Source organism: Rhizobium rhizogenes NBRC 13257, assembly GCF_000696095.1.
Lineage (GTDB): Bacteria > Pseudomonadota > Alphaproteobacteria > Rhizobiales > Rhizobiaceae > Rhizobium > Rhizobium rhizogenes.
In genome coordinates this window covers 371,077-396,400 of record NZ_BAYX01000007.1, presented here as the reverse complement: position 1 = coordinate 396,400, position 25,324 = coordinate 371,077, and the positions used below count along the sequence as shown (strand labels likewise).

The window sequence follows — 25,324 nt, the reverse complement described above, 5'->3', positions numbered from 1 at the left end:
TCTTTCTCGTCAGGCTGAAATATCAACAACGCCGCAATCGCCGGCCTCGGAGGCAAAGGCGAGCAGCTTGCCGGATTTGCTCCAGCTCATCGAGGTGATCGCACCTTTGCCCGGACGGCGCAAGAGTGCCTCCTTGGCGTCGCCGATACGCACCGCCAGGATCATGCCGTCGATGAAGCCGATCGCCAGGATGTCTTCCACCGGATGGAACTTGACTGAGGTCGCCATGATGTTGGCGCGGGTGCCGAGTTCCTGTGGCGCCTTGCCCATCGGGCCGTCCTTGCTCTGGAAGGGCCAGACGATCGCCGCCGGGGCGCCGGAGGAGGCGAGCCACTTGCCCTTGGCGGACCAGGACAGCGACTTCACCTTGGCGGGATAACCGGTCATTCGCATGTGCCGCGCTTCGCCACCCGGCTTGCTGTCCAGCTTCCAGCCGTGCAGGGCGTTTTCCTGCATGGTGGTGACGACGAACTGGCCGTCCGGCGAGAAGGTGACGCCGGTATGGGCGCCCTTCCACTCCAGATTGATCGGCTGCGCGCTCATGCCGACCCAGTGCAGGGATACGCCGTTGTAGCGGGCCGCGGCGATGCGCAGCCCCTTGGGCGCGAAGGCGAGGCCTTCGACGGTGCGCTCCTCGGTGAATTCCTTGGTCGAGCCGTCGGCCAGCCGCACGAAGCTGCTTTTCCCATAGGCATAGGCGACCGCGCCTTGCGGGCCGGCGGCAAGCTGGGTGATCCATTTGCGCGGCGCTTCGGCAAGCACGGTCACGCCGCCATCGGCTGCGATCCGCAGAACCTTGCCGTCTTCACCGCCGGAGATCAGGCTGTCGCTATGGGGATCGCGGATACAGGCGAGCATGCCCTGATGGGCTTCGCTTACCTTTTCCCCGCCTTCCAGCCGGTGGATCGTGCCGGCGGCGCTGGCGAAGATGGGGGTATCCCCTAAAAATTCGACGGCCAGAACGTGGCCGTCGATATCAAGCGGAGCGACAGTCGGCATCAGGCGGCTGCCTCGCAGGCCTTGAAGCTCTTTTCCAGCTTTTCGCGGTCGAGCTCGCGGCCGATGAAGACCAGGCGGCTCTCATGCTTTTCGCCGTCTTTCCAGGCACGCTGATGGTCGCCTTCGATGATCATGTGCACGCCCTGGACGACATAGCGCTCGGGATCGCCCTTGAAGGCGATGATGCCCTTCAGGCGAAGGATCTTCGGGCCATCGGTCTGCGTGACCTTCTGGATCCACGGGAAGAAACGATCCGGGTTCATCTCGCCGCCGCGCAGCGATACCGACTGCACCGTCACGTCATGGATGGGCGAGGGGGCGTGGTGGTGGCCATGATCGTGATCATGGTGATGATGATCGTGGTGGTCATGATCATGATGATGGTGATCATGGTCGTGATGGTCATGACCGCAATCCGGGCCGCAGACATGATCGTCAGGGCCGTGATCAAGGAAGTGCGGATCGTTTTCCAGCGCGCGCTCGAGGTTGAAGGCGCCCTGGTTCAGCACGCGGGCGAGATCGACGCCGGAGCGGGTGGTCTTGTAGACGCGTGCGGCCGGGTTGATGGCGCGGACGATGTCCTCGATCTGCGCCAGTTCTTCCGACGACACGAGATCGGACTTGTTGATGACGACGACGTCGGCAAAGGCGATCTGGTCTTCGGCCTCGCGGCTGTCCTTCAGGCGCAGCGGCAGATGCTTGGCGTCGACGAGCGCAACGACGGCATCGAGCTCGGTCTTGGCGCGGACGTCGTCGTCCATGAAGAAGGTCTGGGCAACCGGAACCGGATCGGCAAGGCCGGTGGTCTCGACGATGATGCCGTCGAAACGGCCGGGGCGGCGCATCAGGCCTTCGACGACGCGGATGAGGTCGCCGCGCACGGTGCAGCAGACGCAGCCATTGTTCATCTCGTAGATTTCTTCGTCCGACTCGACGATCAGGTCGTTGTCGATGCCGATCTCGCCGAATTCATTGACGATGACGGCGTATTTCTTGCCGTGGTTTTCCGAGAGAATGCGGTTCAGCAGAGTCGTCTTGCCGGCACCGAGATAGCCGGTGAGAACGGTGACGGGAATGGGCTTTTGCGTGGCTGTTTCGGTCATGGGAGCCTCGAAATATGGGATTTCCCCCAAGGGGGCGGAAAATGATCGGGTTCCATATAAGGAGTTGAACGCGTCAGTTCAAAGGCTTTTGTATGTTATAAGATCACATTAGGCTTGGGATCGCGGATCCGTTGAGGTTTACGTCAGTGCCTCAGCATCAAACGCATCGACATCTTGCAAAAGCTCCACCAGCCCCTTTACCGCATGCGCAATCAGCCGCTTGCCCTTTTCCGCCGTTGCGGCGCCTGCATTGCCGGCCACGCCCTCAGCGCTCAGATCCGACATCTTCCAGCCGAATGCATGCGGCCCATAGGCCCGCAGATGCTTGAAGCGCTGCGTGTAGTCGGACTGCCGGGAGGGGAAATCAGTGGCCTTGCTCACGTCGACCATTTCCGGATGGAGCGCTAGCATCACCGATGTCTCGATGTCGCCGCCGTGGATGTCGATGGCCTTATCCTCCGGCGCGATCAGGTCCTCCGGCACGCCGAAGCGTGTCCAGCTGGTCGCCACCGCCAGCATGTCGAAGCGGATGCGCGCCTCGGTCGCGACGATGGTCAGCAGGGGCGAGTTGCCGCCATGGGCGTTCAGCATGACGAATTTTCGGATGCCGAGATGATGCATGGCCTCGGCAATGCCGAGCCAGCGGTTGACGGCTTCATCGAAGTCGAGCGTCTTTGTGCCGACGACATCCATGTGCTCGATGGAATAGCCGACCGGCTCCACGGGTAAGAATGTGACGGGCAAATCGGCGGGCAGGGCGGCCTTCAAATGGGAAACGATGCCTTCCGCGATCAGCGTATCGGTGTCGAACGGCAGATGCGGGCCATGTTGCTCATGGGCGCCAAGTGGCAGGACGGCGATCCAGTTTGCTCTGTCTGCGGGCGCCAGCGTCCTATCATTGTCATCGAAACGTGGCAAAGGCTGTGCCATCTGCAGGTGTGCCTCTTGTTTATGTCAATAACCTAGGCAATGTCATAACGTGATGATGCAGTGGCGGAAAGAGCAACGGAATCACAATGGGTAAGAAGCACAAGGACGGCAAGAAAAGTAAGTCGGGTAAAAAGAAGGATCACAGCGAGTACACGCTCGCTGATCTGTCGCCGGCGTTGACGCAGGCGGCGCGGTCCATGCGAACGGTTCTGACGCGCAACCTGACGGCCAGTGGCCTCTACGCGGGCCAGGATGGCGTTATCCTCGCGCTTGCGGCCAGTGACGGTCTACCGGCGGGAACGCTGGCGCAGAAGCTTGGCGTCAAGGCGCCGACCATGACCCGCACGATCGGCCGCATGGAAGCGCAGGGCTTCCTCGAGCGCCGGCCGGATGCCGAGGATGCGCGGTTGACCAAGGTCTATCTCACCGAAGCGGGCCGCAACAGCGTCAGCGAGATCGAAAGCTCCGCTGCTGCCTGCGACGAACTCGCCACGCGCGGCTTTTCGGAAAAGGACGTCCGTTCGCTGGTGCGGCTGCTGAAGGCGATCGAGGGCAACCTTCATATCGGCGACCACGACGAGGATGCTGAGGAATTTTAAGAATTCCCGAGGATTCGAGTTGCGCAGGCCGATTAAAGCTTTTAATTAAAGTTTTTAAATTCCGGAATCGTAAAACGACGGAATGGCTTATTCGGCTGCGTTTCACGGGGAGGGGAGCGCATGGCGCAAAAGATAAAATTGTCTACCATTGCGGAATCGCTGGGTATTTCAACGGCAACCGTATCCCTGGCCTTACGCGACAGTCCGCTGGTGGCGGTCAACACGCGTGAGAAGATCAAGGATCAGGCGCGGGCGCTTGGCTACATCTACAACCGCCGCGCGGCCAGTCTCAGGACTTCACGATCCGGAATCATCGGCGTCGTCGTCCACGACATCATGAACCCGTTCTACGGCGAAATCCTCAAGGCGATCGAAAGCGAGCTCGATCGCAGCCGTCATACGTTCATTCTTTCCAACCATTACGATTCGGTCGAGAAGCAGCGAACATTCGTCGAAACCCTGCTGCAGCTTGGCGGCGATGGCATCATCATGTCACCGGCGATCGGCACGCCGGCGGAGGATTTCGATCTGGCGGAGGAGAACGGCATGCCGGCCATCCTCGTCGCCCGTTCGATGGAGGGGCTGGATCTGCCGACCTTTCGCGGCGACGACAGCTACGGCATTTCGCTTGCCACCAATCACCTGATCAGCCTCGGCCATCGCACTATCGCGATGATCGGCGGCACCGACCAGACCTCGACTGGCCGTGATCGTTACCAGGGTTATGTCAATGCTTTGCGCAAGGCGGGTATCGAGGTCGATCCGGATCTGCGCATTCCCGGCGCCCGTTCCAAGCAGGGCGGTTTCGAGGCGGCGGTGCATCTCCTGTCATTGCCGCAGAAGCCGACGGCGGCCGTCTGCTGGAACGATCTCGTCGCCATTGGTCTGATGAACGGCATTTCTCGCGCCGGCCTTGTGCCGGGTAAGGATATTTCGGTCACCGGCTATGACGATCTGGAGGAGGCGGCGATCGCCACGCCGGCGCTGACGACGGTGTGGAACGGCCAGGCGGAAGTCGGTAGGCTTGCAGCACGCGCGCTTTTGGATAGGCTGGCAGGCAGCCATGAGCCGGATGGTATCCATCTTATCAAGCCGGAAATGCGTATTCGCCAGTCGACATCTCCCTATCAGGCCCGCCAATAGCGCCGCACGACATATTCAAGAGGAAAGATCCATGTCCGATAACCGCACCGCCATCCTCGTTCCGGGGAAGATACATCCGCGTGTCCTCGAAAGGCTTGGCGGGCATTTTGATGTTATCGCCGCCGATCGTAGCGACAGCCCCCAGGTCGATGTCGGGACTGCGGCGCGCGTGCGTGGTGTTGCTGTCGCCGGTGGTTTCAACGCGGCCTGGATCGACGCTTTTCCGAATATCGAGGTCATCGCCAATTTCGGCGTCGGTTATGACGGTATCGATGTCAATCATGCGGCAGCGAAGGGCGTCGTCGTCACCAATACGCCTGATGTGCTGAACGACGAAGTGGCCGATACGGCGATCGCGCTGCTTTTGAACACGCTGCGCCAGTTTCCGCAGGCGGAAACTTGGCTGCGGCAGGGCCGCTGGGCGAATGAGGGGCCTTTCCCGCTTTCGCCTTTCTCGTTGAAGGGGCGGCGCGTCGGTATTTATGGCCTTGGTCGCATCGGTCAGGAGATAGCCAAGCGGCTGGAGCCGTTCAAGGTGAAGATCGGCTATCATACCCGCACGCCGCGCACGGAACTGACCTATGATTATTATCCGTCGCTGAAGGCGATGGCGGAGGCCGTGGATACGCTGATCAGCATCGTGCCGAAGACGGCGGAGACACATAAGGTCATCGACGCCGAGATCCTGTCAGCGCTTGGGCCGCAGGGCGTGTTCATCAATGTCGGGCGCGGCTGGTCGGTGGATGACGACGCGCTAATCGCCGCTCTTGGAAACGGCACGCTCGGGGCTGCCGGCCTCGATGTCTTCTATGATGAGCCGAATGTTCCAGCGGGTTATCTCTCCCTGCCGAACGTTTCGCTGCTGCCGCATGTGGCGTCCGCTTCGGTGCCGACGCGCAATGCCATGGCCGATCTCGTTGCGGACAACATCATCGAGTGGTTCGGCAAGGGTGCGGTGCTGACGCCGGTGCCCGAAACCCCGGTCAAGCCAAAGGGCTGATCAGAGTGCAGATTGGCGGCGAGGAGCGGCGATCGGCTGTTCCTTGGCCGCCGCATAATTACGCACGGCATCGCCGAAGGCGACAAACAGCTTGCGCGACGGGGAGTCCGTTTCCGCCCAATATTCCGGATGCCATTGCACGCCGACGGCGAAAGCCTTGGCGTCGATGACGGAGACGGCCTCGATCGTGCCGTCTTCGGCGATGGCTTCCACCTGCAGCCGTGGTGCCGTGTCGGCGATTGCCTGACGATGCAGCGAGTTGACGCGCACCTCGCCGGGGCCGACGACGGCGGCAATGCAGGAGCCTTCCTTGACGAAAACGCTCTGGCGGATCGAATACATCGTGTCGCGGTCGACATCTTGTGGCTTGCGATGGTCCCAGATGCCTGGTTGCTCTTGGATTTCGCTGGCAAGCGTGCCGCCGAGTGTGACGTTCAGTTCCTGAATGCCGCGGCAGATGGCGAGCATGGGAATGGCACGCTCGATGGCGCGGCGGATGAGCGGCAAGGATGTGGCGTCGCGGGCCGGGTCGAAGGGGCCGTCGCTCTCATGGGCTTCTCTGCCATAGAGCGAAGGATGCACGTTGGTGGCCGAGCCGGACACCAACAGCCCGTCGACGCGGTCGAGAATGGCGTCGATATCGTTGCCGTCTTCCATTGCCGGGACGATCAGTGCCATCAGGCCGGAGGCTTTGACGGCGGCGCGGACATATTGCTGCTGCACCGCATGCCAGGTTGCGCCGTCGAATTCGCGGATGTCGGCGGGAATGGCTATGATCGGTCTGGACATGCGAGGCTCCGGAAACATGCAAAACTGCCGGGCCTGGTCGAGACCCCGAATGAATATGGTGTCGATGCCGCGATGGGCCAACTTGCCGAGAAATCTACGCGAAGAGCAGGCATTCGGCAACGCGGGACGGTCGCGGCTGGGCTTTGTTTCCCTTTGTCGTGACGATGTACAGGAATCGCCATAATGCAGTGCAAAAGCAAACTTGAAAGACAATACGCGGCATGGTTAAGCTCCAACGCTTGCGCCATGATCGGGAGAATGTATCTCCCGCAATGCCATCCGTGTGAGAGGTTATAATGGATCGCCGTTCGTTCATCAAACGGGCCGGAGCAGTCGGTGCGGGTGCCGCCGCCTCAGCGCTTGCCAGTCCTGCCATCGCCCAGGAATATCCCAAGATCACCTGGCGGATGACGTCGTCGTTTCCGAAGAGCCTGGATACGATCTATGGCGGCGCGGAGGATATCGCGCAGCATGTTTCGGACGCGACCAACGGCAATTTCGTCATTCAGACCTATGAGGCCGGAGCGATCGTTCCCGGCCCGCAGGTGGCCGATGCCGTGAGCGCCGGCACCGTCGAGGCGGCGCATACCTGCTCCTATTATTTCTGGAACAAGGACCCGACCTACGCCATCGGCACGGCGCTGCCCTTCGGCCTCAATGCCCGGCTCACCAATGCCTGGTTCTACCAGGGCGACGGCAACAAGCTGATGAACGAATTCTATGCCACGCAGGGCATTCTTGGCCTGCCCGCCGGTAATACCGGCGTGCAGATGGGCGGCTGGTTCCGTAAGGAAATCAATACGCTGGATGACCTCAAGGGCCTGAAGATGCGTATCGCCGGCCTGGCCGGCAAGGTGATCGAGAAGATCGGCGTCGTGCCGCAACAGGACGTCCCCGTCAGCGACATCTACGACGCGCTCGACAAGGGCACGCTCGATGCCGCGGAGTGGGTCGGTCCCTATGACGACCTGAAACTCGGCTTTCAGAAGATCGCCAAATATTACTACTATCCCGGCTGGTGGGAAGGCGGTGCCGTCGTGCATGCCTTCTTCAATCTGGAAAAATGGAACGGGCTGCCGAAAAACTATCAGGCGATCCTCGCGGATGCCTGTGCCTTTGCCAACACCAACATGCTGGCCAAATATGACGTTAAAAATCCACAGGCACTGAAGGATATCGTCCAGCAGGGCGTGACACTGCGCCCCTTCAGCCAGGAAATTCTCGAAGCCTGCTTCCAGGCGGCCACCGGCATTTATGCTGACCTTTCGAAATCGAATGATTATTTCAAGCGGATCTATGAGGATCAGGTTGCTTACAAGAAAGATGCCTATCTCTGGATGCAGCTTTCCGAATACACTTTCGATACTTTCATGATGATTCAGCAGCGGGCGGGCAAGATTTGACCGAAGATGCTTTGCTGATCGCTGTTTTCTATTTTAGCGCCTCATGACGAAGAAACTATAATCCAAGTAGAGCATGGTTTCATTTATTGCTCGAATGTGGTGCAAAATATCACTAAAAATCGATATCAATTATCGTGTGATTGGAAAATCCATCCAAATATGCGCGATCTGGGCAATCAAATTTTAAAACGTTTCAACTAGAGTTCGCGCCGCATCAGGGGAGCTCTGAATGAAGCCTCAAAACCCGAACATCGTGCCGACGGATGTTTATTTGTCGTTCGTCAGTTCGCTTTTCGGAAACCGTGGCACATTGCTTACGGGGGTATTTGTTCATATCCTCGCCTATGGCATTGTCTTCCTGAGTACGGGCGCTGGCATCTATCTTGGTTTTTGCCTTGTCTTAGCCATCGTCTTCGCTTTCCGCATCCATTCGTTCCGGCAATTTGACGCGCTCGAGAAGAGCGTCCTTTCGCGCGCCGATATCGCGCGCTGGGAAACGCGCTATGTGCTCGGCGCGACGGCGGCGACGCTGATCCTCGGTGTTGCCAGCGGTTATGCTATCCTGATCGTCCAGAATCCGCTGGCGGAATTCATCTGCATCGCGGTGACCATGGGATCGATGGTATCGATCCTTGGCCGCAACTATGGTTCTCAGAAGGCGATCGACCTGCAGACCATGGCGTGCTGCCTGCCGATCATCGTCGCCTGCCTGATGTCGGGGCAGCCTTATATGGCAATCGTTTCCATCATGCTGGTGCCTTTCGGACTGACGACGCGTTCGATGGCGAGCAACCTGCGTGAGTTTCTCTACAAGAACGTCATAGTGTCGCGCGAGATATCGCTGATCGCTGATCGGTTCGACACGGCACTCAACAATATGACGCATGGCCTGTTCATGCTGGATGCCGACAACCGCATCCTGGTGGTCAATCGAAAGGCTTGCGAACTTCTGAATCTGACGAATCCCGAGCAGCTCAGGGATTGCGATTTCGACGTCGTGTTGCGTTATGGTGTACGCCATGCCTCCATCGACGGTTCTCTTCCGGGGTTGATCCAGCAACAGATCGAGCAGCTTGTCGACGGCTCGCTGTCGCGCACGCTGATTGAGCTCGGCGAAGACCTGTTTCTCGAGTTTTCGGCGAGCCGTCGCGCCGATGGCATCGTCATCCTGATCTTCGAGGACGTCACGGCGCGTATCCGGGCCGAGCGCAAGATCCTGCATATGGTGCGCTTCGATCCGCTGACCGGCCTGCCGAACCGCGAATACTTCGCCGAATTGACGAAGGAGAAGCTGGCCGCGCATGTTGGCGACGGCCGGATCGGCTTTCTGGTTCTCGATGTCGACGATTTCAAGCACGTCAATGATTTCAAGGGGCATGTGACCGGCGACCGGCTGCTGGTCGCTATCGCCGCGCGGCTGAGGGAGACGGCGGGCGATAGGGCGCTTTGCGCGCGCCTGGTCGGGGACCAGTTCGTGCTGTTCTTCCCGAACGATGACGGCGTCGAGGATCTGGATGGGCGCATATCCGCGCTGCATGCCGCGATGGCAGGCACCTACGAGGTGGATGATCATAGCCTTCGTATCTCCTTCAGCGGCGGCTACGTGACCATGTCGAGCAGCGAGTTCCGTCCGGAAGAATGGCAGATCAAGGCCGATCTGGCGCTGTTCGACACCAAGTTGCGGACGAAGGGCGGCTGCTCCGCTTTCGAAGAGGAAATGGATGCTCGCTACATCGAGCGGCAAAAGCTGAAGACCGATCTGCGTGAGGCGATCGAGGCCGGCAAGCTGCATGCGGTCTATCAGCCGATGTTCACGCCGGACGGCGGCCACATCGATTGCTGCGAAGCGCTGGCGCGTTGGGTTCATCCGGAAAAAGGGTCGATCCCGCCCAATGTCTTCGTACAGATTGCCGAGGAGATGGGGATCGTTTCCGGCATCACCCGCTTCATGCTCAACCGGGCCTGCCGGGATTGTGCCGGCTGGCCTCGATCTCTCTCAGTCTCGGTCAATCTCTCGGCGCAGGATCTGCGCGGCAATGACATTGTCGCTGTCGTGACGGAAGCGCTGGAGGCATCGGGGTTGGAGCCGTCACGCCTGCATCTGGAGGTGACCGAAAGCTGCCTGATGGACGAGATTGCCACCGTTCGCTCCATTCTCGCCGATCTCAGGGCCAAGGGTATCACCATTGCCATCGATGATTTCGGGACCGGTTTTTCCAGTCTCAGCTATCTCGATTCACTGCCGGTGGATATCGTCAAGATCGATCGCTCCTTCGTGCACGAGATCACCGGCGACAGCCGCCGTTTCAAGCTCCTGTGCGGCATCGCCGATCTCTCCCGGGCTCTGGGTCTGAAAATCGTCGTCGAAGGCGTCGAGACGCCGGAACAATTGGCACTCATCAACGAGCGCGGCCTGGCCGACGTGATCCAGGGCTATGTGTTTTCCATGCCGGTGTCGCTGGCGCGGGTCGGCGAGATGATAGACGGTCTCGACCGCAATCGGCCGGCCCTGCGCCAGGATATCCTGGCCTAAGGCTGCCGGGAGTACTGCGATCGGTTTCCAATCGCTCCTCTGCGACGTTCTCGTGCATTGCATTTTTTCTCGCTTTGTGTAACGCCTCGGTAGAGGAAATCTGGCTGCGGTGCCCTATCAAGAGATACCGCAGCTTTCGAGGGCGAACTCCAGCCGGCAGCTGTTGCAAGCTTTGTCGGGGAGCGGATTGAGGGGAGACTTTTGCATGGCCGAACATCATACCGGACCGATCGAAACCGGTGCTCCGATGGATTACAAGGAGCACGAGAAAACCTATAACGGGTTCCTTTTGGTCGCCAGGGTTGGATCGGCGATCATCGCCGCGCTGTTGATCGCGATGACAGCGGGTTTCTTCGGTCACGCTGGCCTGTTCGGCGGGTTTCTCATTTTCGTCGTTCTTTCGATCGTAGGCGCCTTTCTCGCGCGCTGAACGACGCTGGGCCATTCGGCCCGCGCTTTCCCTGAGATCTTGGCCTGATTTCGCAGGCTGTTGTGCTGCTGTCTCCAGCAGGGCTGTCGTTTGATGCGAGGTGGTGTCGTTGGGCAATCTGGTTTTTGTCGCCAAGGAGACCGTAGGGGATGAGACGCGTGTTGCGGCATCCATCGAAACGGTGAAGAAGATGAAAAGCCTCGGCTTCGATGTCGTGGTGGAAGCGGGCGCCGGCGCCTTGTCGCGCATTCCGGATAGCGAATACGAGGCTATCGGCGCGCGCATCGGGGCGGCCAAGGATGCCAAGCGGGCCGACGTCATCCTCAAGGTCAGGCGGCCGACACCCAAGGAGATCAGCGGCTACAAGCGCGGCGCGATCGTCATCGCCATCATGGATCCTTATGGCAACGAAGCCGCGCTGGTCGAGATGGCGAAGGCAGGGCTGACGAGCTTTGCCATGGAGCTGATGCCGCGCATTACCCGCGCGCAGTCGATGGACGTTCTGTCGTCACAGGCGAACCTTGCCGGCTATCAGGCGGTGATCGAGGCGGCTGCGGTCTATGACCGCGCGCTGCCGATGATGATGACGGCGGCGGGCACGGTGCCGGCGGCGAAGGTCTTCGTCATGGGTGCGGGCGTTGCCGGCCTGCAGGCGATCGCGACGGCACGACGGCTCGGCGCGCAGGTGTCGGCGACGGACGTTCGTCCGGCGGCCAAGGAACAGGTCGCCTCGCTCGGCGCGAAATTCATCGCCGTCGAGGACGAGGAGTTCAAGGCGGCGGAGACCGCCGGCGGCTACGCCAAGGAAATGTCACAGGCCTATCAGGCCAAACAGGCGGCCCTCGTTGCCGAACATATTTCCAAGCAGGATATCGTCATCACGACGGCCCTCATCCCCGGCCGCCCGGCGCCACGGCTCGTCAGCCGCGAGATGCTGAAGGCGATGCGGCCCGGTGCGGTCGCCGTCGACCTTGCCGTCGAGCGCGGCGGCAATATCGAAGGCGCCGAGTTCGGGACTGTCGCCGATGTCGAAGGCGTCAAGGTGGTCGGCTATCCCAATATGGCCGGTCGCGTTGCGGCGAGCGCGTCCGCTCTCTACGCCAAGAACCTCGTCACCTTCCTGGAGACGATGGTCGACAAGGATACGAAGAGTCTCGGACTCAACCGCGCCGACGAGTTGATCAAGGCGACGATGCTGACCGATGGCGGCGAAGTCGTGCACCCAAACTTCGTCGACCCGGATCAGCCGACCGTCAACAAGGGAGATGTCTAAATGGCCAGCCAAGCAATGGATCAGGCGCTCCAACAGCTGAATGACGCCGTTACTGCGGTCAGGACTGCCGCTGCGCAGGCCCCGGAGGCCGTCAGCGCCGTATCCGGCGGCGCGATCGATCCCTTCGTCTTCCAGCTTGCGATCTTCGTGCTTGCGATCTTCGTCGGCTATTATGTGGTCTGGTCGGTGACGCCGGCTCTGCATACGCCGCTGATGGCGGTGACGAACGCCATCTCCTCGGTCATCGTCGTCGGCGCCCTTCTGGCGGTCGGCATTTCCGCGAGCGGGCTTGCTACGGGCTTCGGCTTCGTGGCGCTGGTGCTGGTTTCAGTCAATATCGTCGGCGGCTTTCTTGTCACCCAGCGCATGCTGGCGATGTACAAGAAGAAAGACAAGTGAGAGCGGCATGCTGAGCAATATCGCGGCCTTCCTCTATCTCGTTTCTGGCGTGCTGTTCATTCTGGCGCTGCGCGGCCTGTCGCATCCGGCCACCAGCCGCCGCGGCAATCTCTACGGCATGGTCGGCATGGGCATCGCCATTGCCACGACGCTGGTGCTGGCGACGCCGTCCTTCGGTGGCTTGGTGCTGATCGTTCTGGGTCTTGCCATCGGCGGCGGGGCGGGGGCCTATATCGCCCGTGTCATCCCGATGACCTCGATGCCGCAGCTCGTGGCCGGCTTCCATTCGCTGGTCGGTCTTGCGGCCGTACTGGTTGCGGCTTCTGCGCTTTATACGCCGTCTTCCTTCGGCATCGGCAATATCGGTTCGATCCATACCGAGGCACGCATCGAAATGGCGATCGGCGTCGCAATCGGCGCGCTGACCTTCACCGGTTCGATCATCGCCTTCCTGAAGCTCGATGGCCGCATGTCCGGCAAGCCGATCCTGCTGCCCTATCGTCATCTTATCAATGCGGCCCTGCTGGCACTGATCCTGTTCTTCATGGTGGGCCTGGCGATCAGTGAGAGCCATTTCGATTTCTGGGCGATCGTCGTCCTCGCGCTGGCGCTTGGCGTGCTGCTGATCGTGCCGATCGGCGGCGCCGACATGCCAGTCGTCGTGTCGATGCTGAACTCCTATTCCGGCTGGGCGGCTGCCGGCATCGGCTTTACGCTCGGCAATCTGGCGCTGATCATCACCGGCGCGTTGGTCGGCTCCTCGGGCGCGATCCTGTCCTATATCATGTGCAAGGGCATGAACCGCTCCTTCGTCTCTGTCATTCTCGGCGGTTTTGGCGGTGAGGCGTCTGCTGGAGGCACTGACAATAGCGACAAGACAGTCAAGCTCGGCTCGGCAGAGGATGCCGCCTATCTGATGGCGAATGCCTCGAAGGTCATCATCGTGCCGGGTTACGGCATGGCGGTGGCGCAGGCCCAGCACGCGTTACGCGAGATGGCGGATCGCCTGAAGGCGCATGGTGTCGACGTGAAATATGCCATCCATCCGGTCGCCGGCCGCATGCCCGGCCATATGAACGTGCTGCTTGCCGAGGCCAATGTTCCCTATGACGAGGTGTTCGAGCTCGAGGACATCAATTCGGAACTCGCCCAGGCCGACGTCGCCTATGTCATCGGCGCCAACGACGTCACCAATCCGGCTGCGCGCGACGACAAGACCTCGCCGATCTATGGTATGCCGATCCTCGATGTCGACAAGGCCAAGACCTGCCTCTTCGTCAAGCGCTCGCTCGGCTCCGGCTATGCCGGCATCGACAACACGCTGTTCTACAAGGACGGCACGATGATGCTGCTCGGCGACGCCAAGAAGGTGACGGAAGAGATCGTCAAGGCGATGAACGAGTAGAAATCGCCTGCCTTCTCCAATCTAGGGGAGAGGAAAGGTGTGCTTGCTTTGACGGTTATTTCCGGAGACTGTCGATATGGAGGTCCATGTCGTAGTCGCTCGCCTCACGTCCGCTCGCGTTCACGCTCCATGGTGCTGCGTAGGGCATTCAGCACCCAGACGAGGCCTTCTGGCCGGAAGTCGATCTCGACGTTGCCACCAAAGGCCGATGCCGCATGGGCCTTTGTGACGGTGGTGCCGAAGCCGGTGAGGGTTGGCTTCTTGACGCGCGGGCCGCCGCTTTCCGTCCAAGTGAACTGGATCATCGGTCCGATATCGCCGTCGACATTCGTCCACTCGATAGCGATCTTGCCCTCGGGCGCGGAAAGCGCGCCGTACTTTACCGAGTTCGTTGCCAGCTCATGCAGGACCAGTCCGAGATTCTGCACGGCTTCTGGCTTCAGGACAAAATCCTGACCGCTAATGTCGAGCTGCTGCGGCGCCTGCAGGAAGGTGGCGAGATGAATGTCGATCACCCGCCGCAGCGATACGCCCGACCATTGTTCGCTGGTCAGCACTTCGATCGAACGCGCAAGCCCCTCCAGCCGATCGGCGACGGCGCGTTGAAAGGTATCGACGCTGTCGGTCTGCCGGGCGAGCTGGCGGGTCATCGCCTGGGCGAGCGCCAAAAGGTTCTTGGTGCGGTGGACGAGCTCGTGCATGACGAAATGCAGCCGGTCCTCCGTCTCGCTGCGATCGAAGGAGGCGTTGGACAGCGCGATGGCGACCTGATTGGCCTCGATGACGCTGGTTTCGACCGGCGAAACGATCTCGCCGCGGCCCATGCGTTCGGCCATGTCGGCGATGCTGCGTATGGTGGTGCGGACTTGGCGGGCCAGGGCATAGACGGCAATCAGCGCGCCCAGGAGCAGGGTGACGCCGCCGTAGATCAGGAAGCGCCAGGTGCTCATGAGCGAAGCCTGCGCAGAGGCGACGGGTCCCCACACGACGGCTTTCCAGGACCAGCCGGGGATTTGCGCATAGCCGAGCAAGGAGTGCGGCAGGATCGCCTCGTTCTGATAGACACCGCTTGAGGCGATCAGTTTCGGCAGGATGTCCTTGTTGAACGGATCGCCGGGAGAGAGATTGGCAGGCCCGCTGGCGGCGACGATATGGCCGGAACTGTCGATGACCGCGGCCGACCAGCCAGGAGCAAGGGCATCCGTCGTCACGAGCTTGGCGAGATCATTGGCGTCTTGCGTCATGGCCAGGGCGGCGCCGGCCGGCGAATGGTCGAGCGGCAGGGTGACATTGTAGACCCAGCGGTGGATGTTGGATCCAACGAAGACATCGGACGCCTCGATGCGTCCCGAATTGAGCGCCGATTGCAGGGCGGCCATATTGCCGGTCTTGCCAAGCGGCCTGCTGAGCGGCCATCGCGTATTCAGTCGCATCTGGCCGTCCTTTTCGAAGAGCAGGACGAACAGCGAATCAGTACGCAGCACCGTCTCCGTCCGGTAGAAGAAGGTGGTGATATCGTTATGTTCCAACTCCGGCGAGGAGGAGAGCAGCCGCAGGGTTGTCGCCATATCCTGCAATTGCCGGTCGATGGTACGTCCCAGCGCCTGCGCGTCCTGAACCGCGTCGCGCTTCAAGACGTCGCGCTCGTTATTTTCGAGCTGGAACAGCAGGAGTGCCACGAAGGCAAGGATCGGCAAGGCAATCGCCATCGCTATGGCGATCAGATAAGCTCCAATCGAAGCCCTCGGGAAATGCAGCTTTTTCATAACGCGATCAACCGATCGGACCACCATAGGGTTCGAGCGCGTCTGCGAAGGTGGAAATAGCGGTTTCAGTCATCATGCCGAGCGCCCCCAATGCTTTTGTCCGAGCAGCATGTTCTCGAAAGCGTCATGTTATGGCCCGGTAAATTTTGTTGCAACATACGAAAAGTCACCGTCGCTAAATCGTAAGTGACGCCGGACGCTTTCGATGCACGCCGCGTGGATTTGACGTCGATCATCGCACAGCTCATTCGCCCGCCTTCGCAAATCGCGACAGGCGAAATGGAGCGAGCTGCGCGTCCGGATGTCCGCCGACAATCTCCTCTGCCGCAAGCAGCCCGACGAGCGGCGCCAGCGTCACGCCGGAATGCAGGACCGCGAGATGGAGACCCGGCACCCTATCGACGCCGCCGATGATCGGGAAGCCGTCCTTCGGGTTCGGGCGATAGCCGATCGTGTAAAAATCGAGTTCGAGTTGCTCGCCGCCGCGCAGCATGGCTCTGACCTTGGCAAGAATCGCCTCGGCGGCCTTGCGCGGATCATCGCCGGGATCGCCGCCGCCGAAATCGCTGCCGGCGATGATCCGGCCTTCTTGCGTCTGGCGCATATGCAGTTCTGGTGCCATGACGAGGCCATTCAGCAGCCGAGAGTGAGGGCGGGAATGCGCGATCAGGCCCGGCGGGGTTTCGATCGGTACATCGATGCCGATTGCGGCGGCGAGCGGACGAGTATCGGCGCCGGCGGCGAGAACGACATGGTCGGCAAGTAGTACGCCATCTGTTGTCTCGACACCGGTAATCTTGCCGTTCTCCTGCAAAAGCCGGCTGACCTCCGCGCCATATGACAGCGTCGCGCCATGGCGGGCGGCGTCTTCCAGCAGAAGATTGGCAGCGGCGACGGGTTCGACGGCGCCTTCTTCGGCGACATGCACGGCAAAGGTGGGCGGATCGATGAGGTTGGGTTCGATGGTCGCACTCGTCGCGCGGGTGACCGGCTGTATGTCATAACCCCAGCCGTGATGCTGCGCGAGATAGGCTTCCAGCTCGGCCTCCGGCATGTCCCAGCAGAGCCCTCCGCACCAGGAGAGCGGCAGGCCGGGAATGTCGGTCGCCAGCCGCGCCCATTCCGCCATCGAACGGCGGCGGAAGCGGTAATAGAATTCGGGATTGCCCCAGCTCGCGTTGATCCAGGCAAAGGAATTTGGTGTCGCCTCGCCGCCGGCTTTTTTGGCAATCACCGTGACATCAGCGCCCTTGCGCTGGAGATGCCAGGCGATGGATGCACCGATGATGCCGGCGCCGACCACGATGATTTTCTGCGAAGAGGGCATGTCGTGTGTCTCGTTCGGTTGGGGGATGGCGCGAGACTATGCGCTCGACAGCGCAAAGAAAAGCCGCCGGGCGGATGATCGCCGGGCGGCCCACTGTTTCGATGATATGCCGCGATCTTAGCTGCCCGCGCCGACACGCGCCAGGCCGTCCCTGGCCGGCTGGTAGGTCGGATCGAGGTTGACGGCGTGCTGATAGGAACGGCGGGCCTTGGCCTTGTCGCCGCGCTGCTCGTAGACGAAAGCCTGGTTGGCCCAGGATTCGGCAACCTTGTTGTCGAGGTCGATCGCGTGGTTGAAATCGGCGAAGGCGTTGTCTTCGTCTTTCTGCGCGAGATAGGAGATGCCGCGGCTGTTATAGGGCTCGGGCGAATTCGGCGACAGCGAGATGGCCTTCGAGAAATCGTCGATCGCCTTGTCCTGCTGATTGCGCTTCTGCAAGATCACGCCGCGGCCATTATAGGCGCGGCCGTCCGTCGTGCCGAGGCTGATCGCCTTGGAATAATCGTTGAAGGCATCATTGTCGCGGCCGGACTGGCGATAAAGGTTGCCACGGCCGATATAGGCGACATCGTAATTGCCGTTGATCTGCAGCGCGGCACTGTAGTCCGCGACGGCCTCCGGCAGCTTGCCCATGTTGCGGTAGATGAGCGCGCGGTTGGCATAGGCCTGATAGAACTTCGGATTGAGCTGGATCGCCTGGTTGAAGTCCGCCAGCGCCCGACTGAAATCGCCGCCACGGCCATAGGCGGTGCCGCGAACGTTATAGCCTTCCGGATCCTGCGGATTGGCGTTGATGACCGAGGTCAGCGAGGCAATGTTTTCCGAGGAGCCCTGCGCCTTGTCGATACGGATCACCGTATCGGTGGAGGCTGTCTGGCAGCCGGAAAGGCCGATCGCAGCGAGAAGCGCCAAAGCTGGCAGGGCAGCAGCGCGCTTCGAAACAAAGGAGATGAGGTTCGAAGTGCGGAACTGGTCGGACGTCGTAATTGCCATTATCGGGTTCGCTTTCGCCATGCGTCATATCAGGCTGTTCTGATTTAATCCGATTTGCACGGAGAATAAATCAAAAAGGCGGCGGCGAACGATTCGCCCCCGCCTAACATGCATCTGAAAACGTCGAAAAAACGACGATTACCGTGCGACCAGACCTTCGCGCTGTGCACGCTTGCGGGCCAGCTTGCGAACGCGACGAACGGCTTCAGCCTTTTCACGAGCACGCTTCTGCGACGGCTTTTCGTAGTAGTCGCGCATCTTCATTTCGCGGAAAATACCTTCGCGCTGCATCTTCTTCTTGAGAGCGCGGAGAGCCTGGTCGACATTGTTATCGCGGACAAGTACCTGCACGAGAATCACGTTCCTTTAGTTTGGTTGATGCCTGAGGCGACGGCAGCGCCAAGAGGCAAAAAAATAACGTTCGCGCAGCCGCAGCCTTGCGATTGGTTAGGCGAGATATCAGATCGCTTTGTCAAAGTCTAGCCGGATCGTGCATTAGCAGGGGAAAAAGCAATTTGCCCCAAGCGAGACAGGCTCGCTATACCTTAATCGCGTTGCTGCGGCTATCGAATAAGGAATGTCTCGTCATATTTTGCGAGACTGACACGCCTGTGCGAAGATCCTGCTTCACATTGTTACCATATGCTGCCGCGGTTGTCCGATCCCGGTAGTTCCGGCGTGCGTCAAAGGAGAATCGCAGCATGATATTCACGAACGTTTTTCCTGCCGGAAGACTGTCTGCGACGCTGGCGCTTATCTGCGCCATTCTGGCCGCAACGCTTGCACCAGTCACCGCCGGCGAAGTTCGTTTCGGCAAGAATGTCCGCGTCGGCGGCCACGATTTTTCAAACCAGAGGTTCGACAGCAAGCATCGGGCAAGAATCTACATTTACGACCGCAAGCCACGAAAAGAGGGCTGCGTCTGGCGCAAGGATGGCCATGGCGGGCGGGTGAAGATCTGCCATCTGCAGCGTAAGTAGGGCTGCGAATGAACGAGATGTTGACCATCCGGCTTTGCATTCTTTTTAACCGTGTCGAAAGCCGGTGCTGAATGCGTCGCAAAAGAGCCGTTGTGTCGGTTTTCGATTTGCGATTTGTATGGCCGATCAAACGGGCTTGTTGCCTGAAGGAGTTGAGGGCGAATGCGTAAATACTCGGTTTTTGCCGTGGTACGGGAAGCGATGCGGGCTCACAAGGGCTGGGAGGCCCAATGGACCTCGCCGGAGCCGCGCAAGGAGTATGACGTCATCATCATCGGCGGTGGCGGCCATGGTCTGGGTGCTGCCTATTACCTCGCCAAGGAGCACGGCATCACCAATGTCGCGGTGATCGAAAAGGGCTGGCTTGGCGGCGGCAATACCGGCCGCAACACGACCATCATCCGCTCGAACTATCTCTATGAAGAGAGTATGCACATCTATGAGCATTCGATGAAGCTCTGGGAAGGGCTGTCTCAGGATCTCAATTACAACGTCATGTATTCGCCGCGCGGCGTGATGATGCTGTCGCATAATGTGCATGACCAACAGTCCTTCAAACGGCATATCCATGCCAACCGTCTCTACGGCATCGACAATGAATGGCTGACGCCGGAGCAGGCCAAGGCCTTTTGTCCACCGCTCGATATTTCCGGCAGCGCGCGCTATCCGATCAACGGCGCGGCTTTGCAGCGTCGCGGGGGCACGGCGCGTCACGATGCGGTCGCCTGGGGCTTTGCCCGCGCGGCGTCCGATCGCGGCGTGCACATCATCCAGAATTGCGAAGTCACCGGCATTCAGCGCGGACCGGATGGGCGCGTCACCGGCGTCGATACGAACCGTGGTTTCATCGGTGCGAAAAAGATCGGTGTTTCGGCGGCTGGCCACACGACGGTCGTCATGCAGATGGCCGGCGTGCGCGTGCCGCTGCAATCGAGCCCGCTGCAGGCGCTGGTTTCCGAACCGCTGAAGCCGATCTTCCCCTGCGTCGTCATGTCGAACACGGTGCATGCCTATATCTCGCAGTCCGACAAGGGCGAGCTCGTCATCGGCGCCGGCACGGACCAGTATAATTCCTACAGCCAGACCGGCGGCCTGCAGATCATTACCCATACGCTGGATGCGATCTGCGAGCTGTTCCCGATGTTCCGGCGCGTGAAGATGATGCGCTCCTGGGGCGGTATCGTCGACAACACGCCGGACCGTTCGGCGATCCAGTCGAAGACGCCGGTGCCGGGCCTCTATGTGAACTGTGGCTGGGGCACGGGCGGCTTCAAGGCGACGCCGGGCTCGGCCAACCTGTTTGCGCACCTGATCGCCCGCGACGAGCCGCATAAGTTCAATGCCGGGCTCAATCTGGATCGCTTCCGCACCGGCCGCTTGATCGACGAAGCGGCGGCTGCCGCCGTGGCGCATTGATGATGGCGCTCGCGCTCGCTGCTGTGGCCGGAGTTTCGATTCCGTTCGGAGCTACTGCTGCGACCGAGGTGAGCGACCTTTTTCCGGACGTGAAGGACGTGCGTACGCAGGTGATTCACAAAGCGAAGACGGAAGCGGATTGGCCGTTCATGGCCGAGAGCGGCATCCTCGCCTGCGTCAAGGTGTTGAACCAGCCGGCGGTTTATTTCGTGCCGGAGAAGACGCCGCCTGCGACGAGGGCCTTTGCGCTCGACACCGATCTAGTCGGCATGAGCATGATCAATCTGGGGATGACGGACGTGCTGAAGCCCTATGGATCGCTGGAGGAGCTTGTGGTGCGGATCACGCCCTTCATTACCATGGGGCGTCAGCTCTGCGCCCAGCCTCCCGGCACCAATATCTCCGGTTCCGAGCTTTAACATTAGGTAGAAAACGATGCTGCTGATTTACTGCCCCTATTGCGAGGAAGAGCGTTCGGAACTGGAATTCCGCAATGCCGGCGACGCGCATATCGTGCGGCCGGAAAACATTGCCGGGATTTCCGACGAGGAATTCGAGCAATATTTCTTCCTGCGCGACAATCCGAAGGGCCTGATCTTCGAGCGCTGGCGGCATATCCATGGCTGCGGCCGCTTCTTCAATGCGGCGCGCGATACGGTCAGCGACCGCTTCTATCTCACCTATAAGGCCGGCGAGCCGAAGCCGGATCTTTCGACATTGCTGCCGACGGCCAATGAGCCGGTGGCGCAGGATAAAAACGCACAAGAACAAACGGCACAAAAAGAGGGATCTGCGGAATGAGCGGCGCCAATCGTATTGCGGGCAAGGGTCGTCTGACGCCGGCCAGAACCGCCCGCTTCACCTTTGACGGCAAAAGCTACACGGCGCTGGAGGGCGACACCGTCGCCTCGGCGCTGCTTGCCAATGGTGTTCACCTCGTCGGCCGCTCGTTCAAATATCACCGTCCGCGCGGTATCCTCTCGGCTGGTGCCGAAGAGCCGAATGCGCTGCTCGATATTTCCCGCGATGCCGCCCGCCGCCAGCCCAACGTGCGCGCCAGCGTACAGGAGGTCTTCGATGGCATGAAGGCGCAGTCGCAGAACCGCTGGCCGTCGCTTGCCTTCGACGTCGGCGGCGCCAACAATCTGCTGTCATCCTTCTTCGCCGCCGGCTTCTACTACAAGACCTTCATGTGGCCGAAGGCGGCCTGGAAGCATATTTACGAGCCGCTCATCCGCCGCGCCGCCGGTCTCGGCGTTGCGCCGACGGAAGAAGATCCGGATCATTATGCCAGCCGCTACGCCCATTGCGATGTGCTGGTGGTCGGCGCCGGTGTCGCCGGTCTTTCGGCAGCGCTCGCCGCCGCCGAAGCCGGCGCCAAGGTCATCCTCTGCGACGAGCAGGCCGAAGCCGGCGGTGCGCTGCGCTTCGATGCCAGCGTCAAGATCGACGGTACCGAGGGCTATGTCTGGGCGCAGGGCGTCATCGCCAAGCTCAAGTCGATGGACAATGTCGAGGTGCTGACCCGCACGACGGCATTCGGCTATTACAACCACAATTTCTTCGGCCTTGCCGAGCGCGTCACCGATCATCTTGCCAAGCCCGGCCGTGATCTGCCGCGCGAGCGTCTGTGGCAGGTGCGCGCCAAGCGCGTCATCCTGGCGACCGGCGCGATCGAACGTCACATGGTGTTCCCAAACAACGACCGTCCGGGCATCATGCTGGCATCGGCCGCCCGCACCTATCTCAACCATTACGGCGTCGCGGTCGGTGCCAAGATCGGCGTCTACACGGCGCATGATTCGGCCTATGAAGCTGCCTTCGACCTGAAGCGTGCCGGCGTCTCCATCGCCGTCATCGTCGATAGCCGCGTGCGGCCGGGCGAAGCGGTTGCCGCCGAGGCAAAGCAGCTCGGCATCGAAGTGTTGAGCGACTATGCCGTCATCGACACCGCCGGCAAGTTGCGTGTCTCCTCGATGACGGTGGCGCGCAATGGCGGCTCTGGCTCGCGCAAGATCGCCATCGATGCGTTGCTCGTCTCCTCCGGCTGGACGCCTTCCGTGCATCTGTTCTCGCAGTCGCGCGGCAAGCTGAAGTTCGATGCCGAGAAGCAGCGTTTCCTGCCGGGCACCTATGTTCAGGATTGTCTCTCTGTCGGCGCTTGCAACGGCACCGATGGCTTGCAGGCTGCAATCGAAGAATCACTTGCCGCCGGCGAGCTGATGGCGAAGGCTACCGGAGCCGAGGGCGAGGGCAAGATATCGATCCAGGCCGAACAGTCCTTCGAATGGACCGGCGGCATGATCGGCGCTGCCGAAGGGGCGGGGCCGGACACCAATGCCAAGGCTTTCGTCGACTTCCAGCACGATGTCTGCGCCAAGGATATCCGCCTTGCCGTGCGCGAGGGTATGCATTCGATCGAGCACATCAAGCGCTTCACCACCAACGGCATGGCCTCCGACCAGGGCAAGCTTTCCAACATGCACGGTCTGGCGATTGCCGCCGAAATGCTTGGCAAGGACATTCCGCAGGTCGGTCTCACCACCTTCCGCGCGCCCTATACGCCGGTTACTTACGGTACGCTGATCAGCCATTCGCGCGGAGCCTTCTTCGACCCCGCGCGAAAGACGCCGCTGCATGCCTGGGAAGAGGCGCATGGCGCGATCTTCGAGGATGTCGGCAACTGGAAGCGCGCATGGTTCTATCCACGCGCCGGCGAGACCATGCATCAGGCTGTCGATCGCGAGTGCCGCACGGCGCGCGAAGTGGCCGGCGTGTTCGATGCTTCCACGCTCGGCAAGATCGAGGTGGTCGGGCCGGATGCGGCTCAGTTCTTGAATCTGCTCTATACCAATGCCTGGGATACGCTGAAGCCCGGCCGTTGCCGCTATGGCATCATGACACGCGAGGATGGCTTCGTTTATGACGACGGTGTCGTCGGGCGCCTGGCCGAAGACCGCTTCCATGTGACGACCACGACCGGCGGAGCGCCGCGCGTACTGCATCATATGGAAGACTATCTTCAGACCGAATTCCCGCATCTGAAAGTGTGGCTGACGTCTACCACCGAGCAATGGGCTGTCATCGCCGTGCAGGGGCCGAAGGCGCGCGAGATCATCGAGCCGCTGGTCGAGGGGCAGGATCTTTCCAATGAGGCCTTCCCGCATATGAGCGTTGCCGAATGCAAGGTCTGCGGCGTGCCGGCCCGGCTGTTCCGCGTCTCGTTTACCGGTGAAGTCGGCTACGAAATCAATGTGCCGGCCGATTACGGCCAGTCGGTTCTGGAAGCCGTATGGGCACGGGCCGAGCCGCTAGGCGCCTGCGCCTATGGCACCGAGACCATGCACGTTCTTCGCGCTGAAAAGGGCTACATCATTGTCGGCCAGGATACGGACGGCACGGTGACGCCTGATGACGCAGGGCTTTCCTGGGCTGTCTCCAAGAAGAAGACGGATTTCGTCGGCATTCGCGGCCTGAAGCGGCCGGATCTGGTGAAGGAAGGCCGCAAGCAGTTGGTCGGCCTCGTCACCCGCGATCCGAAGGTGGTGCTGGAGGAAGGCGCGCAGATCGTTGCCGATCCGAACGAGCAGAAGCCGATGACCATGCTCGGTCATGTCACCTCCGCCTATTGGTCGGAAAACCTCGGCCGCTCGATTGCCTTCGCGCTGGTTGCCGGCGGCCGCGAGCGCATGGGCAAGACGCTTTACGTGCCGATGCCCGACAAGACGATCGCCGTCGAGGTGACGGATCTGGTGTTCTTTGACAAGGAAGGAGGCCGGATCAATGGTTGATCTCGCAACCCGTAAACTGCCGCTCGCCGGTCGCCACGGCGGCTCCGGCACCGTTCGCCTGACTCCGGCTGTTCCCGCCAGCCGCATTGCGCTGCGCGCGCCTGATGATTCGATTGCCGGTCTTTCCAAGGTGCTCGGGCTGAAACTCCCGCGCAAGCCGAAGACGTCGGCTCACGGCCATGGGCGTTACGCCCTCTGGCTCGGCCCGGACGAATGGCTTGTGATCGATGAGAGCGGCACCGAACTTGTCGCTCTCGCGGCGTCCGCAGGCATGCTGCATTCGGCAACCGATGTCTCCCATCGCAACACCGCAATCATCGTCTCCGGCCCCGGCGCGGAAGCAACGCTTGCCGGCGGTTGCCCGCAGGATCTGTCGATCGCAGCTTTCCCCGTCGGCGCCTGCTCGCGCACGCTGTTCGGCAAGGTGGAAGTCGTGTTGCTGCGGCTTGACGAAGAGACGTTCCGCGTCGAAGTCTGGCGGTCCTTTTCCGATTACGCCTTCGGCCTGCTTGGCGAAGCTGCGGAGGATGCCGGGCTTTAGCCCGCTTCCGGCCGATCCTTCGGATCGAATTGTGAGAGGGTCGTCCAGGTCGCGGTGAGCGCAGGTTTGCGCTCGTTCTCGATCTCGACACTGACCTCATAGGTCAGCATCAGCATGTTGGCGCCGCGCAGCCGCGTTTCGGCAAGCACGAAACGGCCGCGCACGCGGGCGCCGCATTTGACCGGCGACATGAAGCGGATCTTTTCGAAGCCGTAGTTGATGCCCATGACCTCCTCGCGGATCTTGGGCAGGGCGCTATAGTTCATGGCCGAGAGCAGCGACAGCGTCAGGAAGCCGTGGGCGATCGTGCCGCCATAGGGCGTTTCCGCCTTGGCGCGCTCGGGATCGACATGGATGAACTGATGGTCGTGCGTCGCGTCGGCAAAGGTGTCGATCATTGTCTGGTCGACCGTGATCCAGTCGGAGACGCCGAGTTCGGTTCCAACACGCTTCATGATCTCAACAAGCGAAATATCGCCGGGCATAGGGTCCTCATCCGTCTTT

24 protein-coding genes are annotated in these 25,324 nt (G+C 60.8%); 15 read left to right on the top strand and 9 right to left on the bottom strand.

The window, feature by feature from the left end:
- Nucleotides 1-9 precede the first annotated feature (9 nt).
- The 3 genes from RRH01S_RS18235 to RRH01S_RS18225 form a co-directional block, all read right to left on the bottom strand.
- Complete coding sequence (locus tag RRH01S_RS18235; RefSeq protein ID WP_012652386.1) at nucleotides 10-999, bottom strand: WD40 repeat domain-containing protein; 990 nt, start codon at nucleotides 997-999, stop codon at nucleotides 10-12.
- Nucleotides 999-2,102, bottom strand: a complete 1,104-nt coding sequence (locus RRH01S_RS18230) for a CobW family GTP-binding protein (protein WP_012652385.1) — start codon at nucleotides 2,100-2,102, stop codon at nucleotides 999-1,001. Before RRH01S_RS18230 ends, RRH01S_RS18235 begins: the two co-directional genes overlap by 1 nt.
- Nucleotides 2,103-2,240: 138 nt before the next feature.
- A complete protein-coding gene (locus tag RRH01S_RS18225; RefSeq protein ID WP_012652384.1) occupies nucleotides 2,241-3,032 on the bottom strand; it encodes a creatininase family protein in 792 nt (263 codons plus the stop codon).
- A gap of 86 nt (nucleotides 3,033-3,118) precedes the next feature.
- Between RRH01S_RS18225 and RRH01S_RS18220 the strand changes: the two genes are divergently transcribed.
- The 3 genes from RRH01S_RS18220 (at nucleotide 3,119) to RRH01S_RS18210 (ending at nucleotide 5,774) form a co-directional block, all read left to right on the top strand.
- Nucleotides 3,119-3,631, top strand: a complete 513-nt coding sequence (locus tag RRH01S_RS18220; protein WP_007700891.1) for a MarR family winged helix-turn-helix transcriptional regulator — start codon at nucleotides 3,119-3,121, stop codon at nucleotides 3,629-3,631.
- Between the two features lie 120 nt (nucleotides 3,632-3,751).
- Complete coding sequence (locus RRH01S_RS18215) at nucleotides 3,752-4,774, top strand: LacI family DNA-binding transcriptional regulator (protein ID WP_007700893.1); 1,023 nt, start codon at nucleotides 3,752-3,754, stop codon at nucleotides 4,772-4,774.
- A gap of 31 nt (nucleotides 4,775-4,805) precedes the next feature.
- Complete coding sequence (locus RRH01S_RS18210; RefSeq protein ID WP_012652382.1) at nucleotides 4,806-5,774, top strand: 2-hydroxyacid dehydrogenase; 969 nt, start codon at nucleotides 4,806-4,808, stop codon at nucleotides 5,772-5,774.
- Here RRH01S_RS18210 and RRH01S_RS18205 read toward each other — a convergent pair whose 3' ends face one another.
- Nucleotides 5,775-6,563 carry a gamma-glutamyl-gamma-aminobutyrate hydrolase family protein gene (locus RRH01S_RS18205; protein WP_012652381.1) on the bottom strand — a complete coding sequence of 263 codons (789 nt, stop codon included), beginning with the start codon at nucleotides 6,561-6,563 and terminating at the stop codon, nucleotides 5,775-5,777.
- Between the two features lie 296 nt (nucleotides 6,564-6,859).
- Between RRH01S_RS18205 and RRH01S_RS18200 the strand changes: the two genes are divergently transcribed.
- The 6 genes from RRH01S_RS18200 (at nucleotide 6,860) to RRH01S_RS18175 (ending at nucleotide 14,006) form a co-directional block, all read left to right on the top strand.
- Nucleotides 6,860-7,966 (top strand): TRAP transporter substrate-binding protein, encoded by a 1,107-nt coding sequence (locus RRH01S_RS18200; RefSeq protein ID WP_012652380.1) that lies wholly within the window; start codon nucleotides 6,860-6,862, stop codon nucleotides 7,964-7,966.
- Nucleotides 7,967-8,195: 229 nt separating this feature from the next.
- Complete coding sequence (locus RRH01S_RS18195; protein WP_012652379.1) at nucleotides 8,196-10,499, top strand: putative bifunctional diguanylate cyclase/phosphodiesterase; 2,304 nt, start codon at nucleotides 8,196-8,198, stop codon at nucleotides 10,497-10,499.
- Nucleotides 10,500-10,704: 205 nt separating this feature from the next.
- Entirely contained in the window at nucleotides 10,705-10,929 is a 225-nt protein-coding gene (locus RRH01S_RS18190) for an aa3-type cytochrome c oxidase subunit IV (protein ID WP_007700907.1), read from the top strand.
- Between the two features lie 109 nt (nucleotides 10,930-11,038).
- Nucleotides 11,039-12,202 carry a Re/Si-specific NAD(P)(+) transhydrogenase subunit alpha gene (locus RRH01S_RS18185; protein ID WP_034517513.1) on the top strand — a complete coding sequence of 388 codons (1,164 nt, stop codon included), beginning with the start codon at nucleotides 11,039-11,041 and terminating at the stop codon, nucleotides 12,200-12,202.
- Complete coding sequence (locus RRH01S_RS18180) at nucleotides 12,203-12,601, top strand: NAD(P) transhydrogenase subunit alpha part 2 (RefSeq protein ID WP_012652377.1); 399 nt, start codon at nucleotides 12,203-12,205, stop codon at nucleotides 12,599-12,601.
- Nucleotides 12,602-12,611: 10 nt separating this feature from the next.
- Nucleotides 12,612-14,006, top strand: a complete 1,395-nt coding sequence (locus RRH01S_RS18175) for an NAD(P)(+) transhydrogenase (Re/Si-specific) subunit beta (protein ID WP_034519234.1) — start codon at nucleotides 12,612-12,614, stop codon at nucleotides 14,004-14,006.
- Between the two features lie 104 nt (nucleotides 14,007-14,110).
- Here the strand turns inward: RRH01S_RS18175 and RRH01S_RS18170 are convergent, their stop codons facing one another.
- The 4 genes from RRH01S_RS18170 to rpsU all read right to left on the bottom strand — a co-directional run bounded on the left by RRH01S_RS18170 (nucleotide 14,111) and on the right by rpsU (nucleotide 18,443).
- Complete coding sequence (locus RRH01S_RS18170) at nucleotides 14,111-15,772, bottom strand: sensor histidine kinase (RefSeq protein ID WP_034517514.1); 1,662 nt, start codon at nucleotides 15,770-15,772, stop codon at nucleotides 14,111-14,113.
- A gap of 244 nt (nucleotides 15,773-16,016) precedes the next feature.
- Nucleotides 16,017-17,099: an NAD(P)/FAD-dependent oxidoreductase gene (locus tag RRH01S_RS18165; RefSeq protein WP_042473426.1), complete on the bottom strand. Its 1,083-nt coding sequence runs from the start codon at nucleotides 17,097-17,099 to the stop codon at nucleotides 16,017-16,019.
- A gap of 117 nt (nucleotides 17,100-17,216) precedes the next feature.
- The gene (locus tag RRH01S_RS18160; RefSeq protein ID WP_012652373.1) at nucleotides 17,217-18,092 is read right to left on the bottom strand and encodes a tetratricopeptide repeat protein; all 876 of its coding nucleotides are present in this window, start codon (nucleotides 18,090-18,092) and stop codon (nucleotides 17,217-17,219) included.
- Between the two features lie 138 nt (nucleotides 18,093-18,230).
- Nucleotides 18,231-18,443: a 30S ribosomal protein S21 gene (gene rpsU, locus RRH01S_RS18155; RefSeq protein ID WP_003585885.1), complete on the bottom strand. Its 213-nt coding sequence runs from the start codon at nucleotides 18,441-18,443 to the stop codon at nucleotides 18,231-18,233.
- A 350-nt stretch (nucleotides 18,444-18,793) separates the two neighbouring features.
- Here rpsU and RRH01S_RS18150 point away from each other — a divergent pair, with 350 nt between their 5' ends.
- The 6 genes from RRH01S_RS18150 to RRH01S_RS18125 all read left to right on the top strand — a co-directional run bounded on the left by RRH01S_RS18150 (nucleotide 18,794) and on the right by RRH01S_RS18125 (nucleotide 24,820).
- Entirely contained in the window at nucleotides 18,794-19,072 is a 279-nt protein-coding gene (locus tag RRH01S_RS18150; RefSeq protein ID WP_034517518.1) for a hypothetical protein, read from the top strand.
- 162 nt (nucleotides 19,073-19,234) lie between these two features.
- Complete coding sequence (locus tag RRH01S_RS18145; protein ID WP_042473420.1) at nucleotides 19,235-20,488, top strand: sarcosine oxidase subunit beta family protein; 1,254 nt, start codon at nucleotides 19,235-19,237, stop codon at nucleotides 20,486-20,488.
- Between the two features lie 2 nt (nucleotides 20,489-20,490).
- On the top strand, nucleotides 20,491-20,907 hold the full coding sequence (locus RRH01S_RS18140) for a hypothetical protein (RefSeq protein ID WP_012652372.1): 417 nt from the start codon (nucleotides 20,491-20,493) through the stop codon (nucleotides 20,905-20,907).
- Nucleotides 20,908-20,923: 16 nt separating this feature from the next.
- The gene (locus RRH01S_RS18135; protein ID WP_007700939.1) at nucleotides 20,924-21,289 is read left to right on the top strand and encodes a sarcosine oxidase subunit delta; all 366 of its coding nucleotides are present in this window, start codon (nucleotides 20,924-20,926) and stop codon (nucleotides 21,287-21,289) included.
- Nucleotides 21,286-24,279, top strand: coding sequence for a sarcosine oxidase subunit alpha (locus tag RRH01S_RS18130; protein ID WP_012652371.1), 2,994 nt, complete (start codon nucleotides 21,286-21,288; stop codon nucleotides 24,277-24,279). The genes RRH01S_RS18135 and RRH01S_RS18130 overlap by 4 nt, the downstream gene beginning before the upstream one ends.
- Nucleotides 24,272-24,820 (top strand): sarcosine oxidase subunit gamma, encoded by a 549-nt coding sequence (locus RRH01S_RS18125; RefSeq protein ID WP_012652370.1) that lies wholly within the window; start codon nucleotides 24,272-24,274, stop codon nucleotides 24,818-24,820. Before RRH01S_RS18130 ends, RRH01S_RS18125 begins: the two co-directional genes overlap by 8 nt.
- Here RRH01S_RS18125 and RRH01S_RS18120 read toward each other — a convergent pair.
- Nucleotides 24,817-25,305: a MaoC family dehydratase gene (locus tag RRH01S_RS18120; protein ID WP_012652369.1), complete on the bottom strand. Its 489-nt coding sequence runs from the start codon at nucleotides 25,303-25,305 to the stop codon at nucleotides 24,817-24,819. The two genes, RRH01S_RS18125 and RRH01S_RS18120, sit on opposite strands and share 4 nt — an antisense overlap.
- Between the last annotated feature and the right edge of the window lie 19 nt (nucleotides 25,306-25,324).